The 7,016-nt window shown below is 69.0% G+C and carries 7 protein-coding genes; all 7 read right to left on the reverse strand.

Features of this window, described 5'->3' with window-relative positions; all coding sequences use genetic code 11:
* Positions 1-53: 53 nt before the first annotated feature.
* Positions 54-956: a C39 family peptidase gene (locus VIB55_RS06860; RefSeq protein WP_331875928.1), complete on the reverse strand. Its 903-nt coding sequence runs from the start codon at positions 954-956 to the stop codon at positions 54-56.
* Between the two features lie 452 nt (positions 957-1,408).
* Positions 1,409-2,986, reverse strand: a complete 1,578-nt coding sequence (locus VIB55_RS06865) for a M20/M25/M40 family metallo-hydrolase (RefSeq protein WP_331875934.1) — start codon at positions 2,984-2,986, stop codon at positions 1,409-1,411.
* Between the two features lie 72 nt (positions 2,987-3,058).
* Positions 3,059-4,621, reverse strand: a complete 1,563-nt coding sequence (locus tag VIB55_RS06870; RefSeq protein ID WP_331875929.1) for a M20/M25/M40 family metallo-hydrolase — start codon at positions 4,619-4,621, stop codon at positions 3,059-3,061.
* Positions 4,618-5,100 carry a metallophosphoesterase family protein gene (locus VIB55_RS06875; RefSeq protein ID WP_331875930.1) on the reverse strand — a complete coding sequence of 161 codons (483 nt, stop codon included), beginning with the start codon at positions 5,098-5,100 and terminating at the stop codon, positions 4,618-4,620. Before VIB55_RS06875 ends, VIB55_RS06870 begins: the two co-directional genes overlap by 4 nt.
* Positions 5,101-5,104: 4 nt before the next feature.
* A complete protein-coding gene (locus VIB55_RS06880) occupies positions 5,105-5,476 on the reverse strand; it encodes a hypothetical protein (protein ID WP_331875931.1) in 372 nt (123 codons plus the stop codon).
* 44 nt (positions 5,477-5,520) lie between these two features.
* Positions 5,521-6,138 (reverse strand): UbiX family flavin prenyltransferase, encoded by a 618-nt coding sequence (locus VIB55_RS06885; protein ID WP_331875932.1) that lies wholly within the window; start codon positions 6,136-6,138, stop codon positions 5,521-5,523.
* A partial coding sequence (locus VIB55_RS06890; RefSeq protein WP_331875933.1) for a UbiA-like polyprenyltransferase occupies positions 6,135-7,016 on the reverse strand: 882 nt, incomplete at its 5' end. The genes VIB55_RS06890 and VIB55_RS06885, both read right to left, overlap by 4 nt.

The following is a 7,016-nucleotide window of genomic DNA, read 5'->3' on the forward strand; positions in this document are numbered from 1 at the left end:
CCGGCTCCCGCGTGGGGAGCCGGCCCTTCATCGTCTCGTGGTGGCGCCGTGGGTCAGGGCACGAGGTACGTCTCGTGGTACCGCACGGTGTTCGGATCGAAGTAGGTGCAGTTGCCCTGCCATGGCGTGGTGATCGCCTTCCCTACGATCGATCTCCCGTAACGCACCCCTGCCCCGCCAGCCCCGCCATATCCCGCGCCGTTGCACAGGCTCTGCCCCCACACGCCGGCCGGATCGTTCATCGTATAGTTCGTTCCGTCGTTGCCGATCAGCAGCATCACGTGGCCCGAGCTGGTGAACTTTCCGTGGATGATCACCGGCCGCTGCTTGTTCAGCTCCGCCTCCATCTCGGCGACGGACCCCGTTTCCATGTGCACGCGGATGCGCTGCTTGAGCCCCGCGCGCGCCGCCAGCTTGTTGAAGATGGTGTCGAACTTGAACTCGTCCTGCGACAGCTTCTTGAATTCCGTGTAGATCTGGTCCGGCGTGTAGTTGGCCCCGTAGTACTTCAGCAGCATCGCCATGGTGGTGTTGGCGCAGGTGGCGCCGGGCTCGTACACGTTGTTGTACTGGAAGAAGTACGGCACGTTGGCGATCAGATCGCGGATGGTGAAGTCCTTGTACGCGCCCGCCACCTGCGTGCCCGCCGAGTTGTAGCCGCGCACGTAGATCCGCCGCACCCCCACGCCGCTGAACTTGTACGTCACCGGAAAGAAGTTCGCGCGGTCCGTGCTGGAGCCCAGCAGATAGGTTCCGTCGGCGAAGTACTTGATGGTGACGATGTCGCTGGTCGCGTCGGCCTTGAACGTGACCGGGTTGGTGGCGGTGGTGCCGGTGGGACTGACCCACGCCAGGGTGGCGGTGCCGGCGAGCGTCTTTCGCGCGCCTTCCGGCGTGGGGTTCAGTGGGGCCGCCGCGCCGTCGCACCCGGCCAGCGCCAGCATTCCCGCGAGCACGGCAAGGCACGATGCCCGTCCGAATCGTGGAAGGCGGCGCTTGGCGTGATTCGGGGTGGGCGCGAACAGCGGGAGGAGAGTGCCTGGATGGTTCAATGGGGCCTCGAGCGGGTACGGGAGGGGAGGGACATCAGGGATGAGCCCGAAACCGGAATTTTCGTACCCGCGCGACACCTCCACCCCCCGTTCTGAACGCGCCGTGGCGTAAGCACATGCCGTACAACGACTAGCAGGTATCACGACTGAAACTAGCCGCTCAACAACAGGCACATTCCAGATCGAACGGTTTTCCGCACCACGGAATGGATGTCTTCTCGACGGCACGAATCAGACGGTTTGTGCCCCGGTCTGGGGACCTGAAGCGAACCATCTTTCTCCGTTTTCAGGACAACGAACGAGGGCGGAGATGCACGCGCATCCCGCCCTCGTTCAATCTCGCTGGAGCACCCGGCTTACATGCGCGGGCTTTCCGCCGCGCTGCGGACGGGAGCGGCGCAGGCAGGCCAGCTGCCGGGCTGCCCGGTCTGCTGGTTCACCGGGAACTCCGTGCGTCGGTCGCGCGGAAGGATGTTCGCTTCCTGGTCGGCCTGGTAGATCAGCATGGCCACCATCAGCGCATTCCGCCGCACGTCGTCCCACGAGATCTTGTCGTACGTGTCGCGGTTGGTGTGCCACGTGTACGTGCCGTAATCCCACGAGAGCGAGCCCAGACCGAACGCCGGCGCGCCGTAGCACACGAAGGCCGCGTTGTCCGATCCGCCGCCGCTGGGCATCCCCGGATCGTCGATCTGCACGCTGTCCGATACGAACGGCGGCATGGCGCCCAGCCAGCGGCGGAAGTATGGCCCCGTAGCCGTCAGCCCCTGCATGGAGATGTTGCGGATGCGTCCCGTGCCGTTGTCCTGGTTGAAGAGCACGTGCAGGCCGCTGACGATTTCCGGGTGATCCGCGGCAAAGGCGCGCGATCCGTTCAGTCCCTGCTCCTCGCCGCTCCAGTGGCCCACCACGATGCTGCGGTTGGGGCGCGGGTACACCTTGGAGAGGATGCGCATGGCCTCCATCATCACCACCGTGCCGGTGCCGTTGTCGGTTGCGCCCGACGAGCCGTCCCACGAGTCGAAGTGGGCAGACAGCATGATGTACTCGTTGGGCTTGCGGCGTCCGCGCACCTGCGCGATCACGTTGGATACGGGCACCGCCTCGCCCGTGAACTGCGACTGCGCGTCCAGCCGCAGCGTGGGCGCGTCGCCGTTCATCGCCAGGCGCGCCACCAGGCCGTAATCCTCGCAGCTCAGGCTGATGACGGGCGCCTGGCGGGTGCGCGCGTTGAAGATCTTTTCGACGCCCCACCCCTGCGACCACAGGTTGGTGACGATGCCCGCCACGCCCGCCGCCTCCAGCCGCAGCTGAAAGTCGCGCGCCGCCAGCCCCGTGGCCGACACCCGCTGGTTCCACGCGTTCTGCGCCGCCGTGCGCTCCGCTCGCATCCGCTCGAAATCCGCCGCGACGGCCCAGCGCTGCCAGTTCTCGTCAGGCCTGCAGGTGGGCTGGGGGAAGGAGATCATCACGAACTTGCCGCGCGCGCTCGGCAGCCAAGCCTTGAACGCCGCGGAATCCGACATCTGCGGAAGCAGCACGGCCTCCGCCGACACGGGACCGTTGGTACCCGGGCTCCAGGCCAGCATCATCCCCTCGAGCGAGCGCAAGCGCGGGGTCATGAGGTCCACGTGCGTGTGGCCGCGCTGCCAGCCGCGCCAGGTGCCGTAGCGCTCGCTGCGCGCGGTGATGCCCCACTGCGCGTACTGGCCGATGGCCCAGCGCTGGGCCGCGTCCATCTGCGGCGACCCCGTCAGCCGCGGGCCGATGGAATCCAGCAGCGGCTGCGCCAGGCGCTCCAGCTGCGAGTTGTGCGTGCCCTCCTGCCAGATGGCGCGCAGCACGGGATCGTTGCTGGTCCACTCCTGCTGCGCGGCGGCGGGGCCGGCCAGGAGAGCGCCGGCGGCCAGGGCCGCCAGTGCGGTTCTCTTCATCACGATGAGTCTCTCACGTGTGGTGCCGGAACGGTCCGGCGTGCGCCGCAGGCAAGGCCGGCGGCGTTGCTCTCAGTTCAGCGCGCGCTGCGCAGGACGGCAGGACGGCCAGCTTCCCGGCTGCCCCGCCGCGTTGGGCGGAAACTCGGTGAGCCGGGTCCGCGGGATGCGCTCGTCTTCCGCTGCCTGGTACGCCAGCATGGCCAGCAGGACCGCGTTCCGGCGCAGGTCGGAGAACACGATCTTGTCGTAGGTGTCGCGATCGGTGTGCCAGGTGTAGGTGCCGTAATCCCACGAGGTGGAAAGCAGCCAGAACCCGGGCGCGCCGCGGCACACGAAGGACGAGTGATCGCTGGAGCCGCCGCTGGGCAGCCCCGGCGCGTCCAGCTTGATGCTGTCGGCCAGCATCGGGGGGACGCGCGAAAACCAGCGGCGGAAGAACGGCTCGGCTTGGGTGAAGCCCTGGAGCGAGATGCGGTCCATACGCCCCGTGCCCGTGTCCTGGTTCAGCAGCGCCTGCAGACCTTCGATGATACCGGGATTGTCCTCCGCGAACGCTCGCGACCCATTCAGCCCCTGCTCCTCGCCGCCCCACAGGCCGATGACGATCGTACGCTTTGGGTTGGGATAGACTGCCCGGAGGATGCGCGCGGCCTCCATCATCACCAGCGTACCCGTTCCGTTGTCCGTGGCGCCCGATGCGGCATCCCACGAGTCGAAGTGCGCGGACAGCACCACGTACTCATTTCGCAGGGCGCGACCAGGGATGGTGGCGACGGTGTTCATCGCCGGGGCGGCACCGGTGAACTCGGCCTGCGCGTCGACGCGGATCACCGGGCCCTGGCCGCGCGACGCCAGCCGGTGGAGCAGCCCGTAATCCTCGCAGGTCACGTCCAGCACGGGCACGGGCACACCGAGCGCATCGTGAACGCGCTGGGTGCCCCATCCGCCGGTCCACTCGCTGGTCACCACGCCCGCGGCGCCGGACCGGGCCAGGAGCGACTCCAATTCGCCGGGCTGAACCCGCAGCCGGGCGAGCCGCCGGCGCCAGCTGGAATCGGCCCGGGCCGCGTCCTGCGCCAAGCGCCCAAGCGTCTGCGGCTGGGCCCAGTTCTGCCAGTTCTCGATGGGCCGGCACGTCACCGGCTCGGCCGCGCCCAGGACGAACTTGCCGCGCACGGTTCCCAGCCAGCGGCGCGCCGCGGCCGTGTCGGCAAATTCGGGGATCGCCACCACCTCCGCCGTCACCGCGCCCGCCGTCCCGGGGCTCCACGCCAGCAGCCGCGCCTCCAGCGAGCGGAGGCGCGGCTGCACCAGGTCAACGTGCGCCGTTCCGCGCCGCCAGCCCACCCATGAGCCGTACGTTTCGTTGCGCGCCTCGATCCCCCATCCGCGGAACTGCGCGGCGGCCCACTCGTGCGCGGCCAGCTGCCCGGGCGACCCCGTCAGCCGCGGCCCGATGCTGTCCATCAGCACCTGCGCCATCGGCGCCAGGTGCGAGCGCTCCATCCCCTCGCTCCAGATGGCCCGGAGCACGGGATCGTTCGAGGTCCAGCTCTCCTGCGCTGTTGAGGCCAGCGGAGTGGCAGCGAGCACCACGGCCGCCAGCACCGCATGGCGGATCCGCGCGATCATCGCTTCTCCAGATCCAGTTCGACCAGCCGGGCAGAGACCGATCCGTCACGGATCTCCGCGAGGGCGACGGTCACGGGATCGCGGAAGCGGCGGCGGCCGGCACTGCCCGGATTCACGGCCAGCGTGGCGCCCACCTGCCTGATGAGCGGGCGATGCGAGTGGCCGAACACCACCAGCCCCGCGTCGGGATGCAGCGCCGCGATCTTCTCCGGCGTGGGCGAGCCCACCTGCATCCCGTGGATGATGGCGACGCGGACGCCCCCAAGCTCCGCTTCCGCCACCTCGGGGACGCGGCCGCGCACCTCCAATCCGTCCGCGTTACCCCAAACGGCGGTCACCGGGGCGATGGACTCCAGCTCGGTGATGATATCCAGGTTGCCGATGTCGCCCGCGTGAAGGATGTGCTCCACGCCTTCGAACACGTCGAACACCTGCGGGCGCAGCAGCCCGTGCGTGTCGGAAATGATGCCGATCTTCATGGCGCTACAGCGTCACTGAGCGGCTGCGCACCTCACCGGGGCGACCCGCCTCCATGCGGTACCAGAAGACCATCGCCTTGCGGGCGCCCGGTTGATAGCCGGTGATGCTCGCGAACGGCACGCGCACCCCCTGCCCCGCCTCCACGCGCGGACACTCCGCGGGGGGCACGCACGGCGCCCAGCGCGCGCGGGTGGAGAATTCCTCCTCCAGCACGGCGTAGTAGATGGGTTCCGAGCTGAGGTTGGAAAGCACCAGCGTGTCGCCCGCCGCCGCCACCGCAAACTCCTGCAAGGGATACGGTTCAGGAGCGCGGACGGCAACGCAGCCGGCGACGGCGGCTGCGACGGACACGAGGGCGAGAAGCTTCTTCCACATGCGTCGGATTTCCAGAGGCGGAGGGTAGGCGATGATTGGAGGGATCAGGCGTCCGGGGCGGCGGCGGCTTCCCCGCTCTTCCAGCGTCGACCAACCGTGTGCTCAACGCCCAGGTGGTCCAGGATGCGCGCGGCTACGAAATCCACCAGGTCGTCGATGCTCCGCGGCCGGTGATAGAACCCCGGCGCCGCGGGCATGATGGTGGCCCCGGCGCGCGTCAGCCGGGTCATGTTCTCCAGGTGGATCAGCGAGAGCGGCGTCTCGCGCGGCACCAGGACCAGCGGGCGGCGCTCCTTGAGGGCCACGTCCGCGGCGCGCTCCACCAGGTTGCGCGACGTGCCCGCGGCAATGGAGGCCAGCGTGCCCATGGAGCAGGGGCAGACCACCATCCCCCGCGATGGAGCGGAGCCGGAGGCCGGTGTGGCGCCGCGGTCCAGCGAATCGTAGAACTCCACCCGCGACCAGTCGCCCGTGGCGGCGCGCAGACCGTCGACGCCGTCGATCCCCGACTCTTCCTTCAGCAGCCGCAGCCCGTAGCTGGACACGATCAGCCGTACGTGCACGGCGGCCTCGTTCAGCGCACGCAGCACGCGCACGGCGTACGGCGCGCCCGACGCACCGGTGATCCCGAAGGTGATGGGCGCGTCCAGGGCCACCCTCACGCGAGCAGCCGCTCCGTCAGCACGATCGCGAAGAAGAGCACGGAAATGGCCCCGTTGATGTTGAAGAACGCCGCGTCGATCTTCGACAAGTCGTCGGAGCGCACCAGGCTCTGCTCGTACGCCAGCATCAGCGCGATCACCCCCGTGCCGATGAAGTAGCCAACGCCCAGTTCGGGCAGGATGAACCCCAGAGCCACGAACGAGGCTGCCGATAGCAGGTGCAGCGCGCGCGAGAAGGCCAGCGCGCCTCGTGCGCCCAGCGCGGCGGGAATGGAGTGCAGCTTTTCGCCACGGTCGAACTCCATGTCCTGCAGCGAATACAGGATGTCGAAGCCCGCCACCCAGCACAGCACGGCCGCCGCCAGCACCAGCAGCGCGGACGGCGGACGGCTCCACTCGCCCGCGACGGCCAGGTACGCGCCCACGGGAGCGATGGCGAGCGAGAACCCGAGCACCAGGTGCGCGTAGCGGGTGAAGCGCTTGGTGAACGAGTACGCCAGGATGATGGCCAGCGCGAACGGCGCCAGGTACAGGCACAGGGGGTTGAGCAGCGCCGCGCAGACGAAGAAGAGCGCGCTGGCGATGATCACGGCGGCGGTGGCCTCGCGCACGGACAGCTTGCCGGCGGGGATCTCCCGCATGGCGGTGCGCGGGTTCCTGGCGTCGATCGCCCGGTCGGCGATGCGGTTGAAGCCCATGGCGGCGAACCGCGCGCAGGTGAAGGCGGCCAGGATCAGCAGCACGTCCCAGCCACTCACGAAGTAGCGGTACGACGCCAGCGTCGCGCCCACGAGGGCGAACGGCATCGCGAACACGGTGTGGGGCAGCTTCACCAGGTTGGAGTAGTCCACCAGCCTGCCGCGCCCCCCGATGTGCTG

The sequence above is a fragment of the Longimicrobium sp. genome (assembly GCF_036554565.1).
Lineage (GTDB): Bacteria > Gemmatimonadota > Gemmatimonadetes > Longimicrobiales > Longimicrobiaceae > Longimicrobium.

Coding starts and splice junctions, on each gene's coding strand:
- VIB55_RS06865 (WP_331875934.1), bottom strand. CDS start 2,986: ATGAAGAGAACCGCACTGGCGGCCCTGGCCGCCGGCGCTCTCCTGGCC.
- VIB55_RS06870 (WP_331875929.1), bottom strand. CDS start 4,621: ATGATCGCGCGGATCCGCCATGCGGTGCTGGCGGCCGTGGTGCTCGCT.
- VIB55_RS06875 (WP_331875930.1), bottom strand. CDS start 5,100: ATGAAGATCGGCATCATTTCCGACACGCACGGGCTGCTGCGCCCGCAG.
- VIB55_RS06880 (WP_331875931.1), bottom strand. CDS start 5,476: ATGTGGAAGAAGCTTCTCGCCCTCGTGTCCGTCGCAGCCGCCGTCGCC.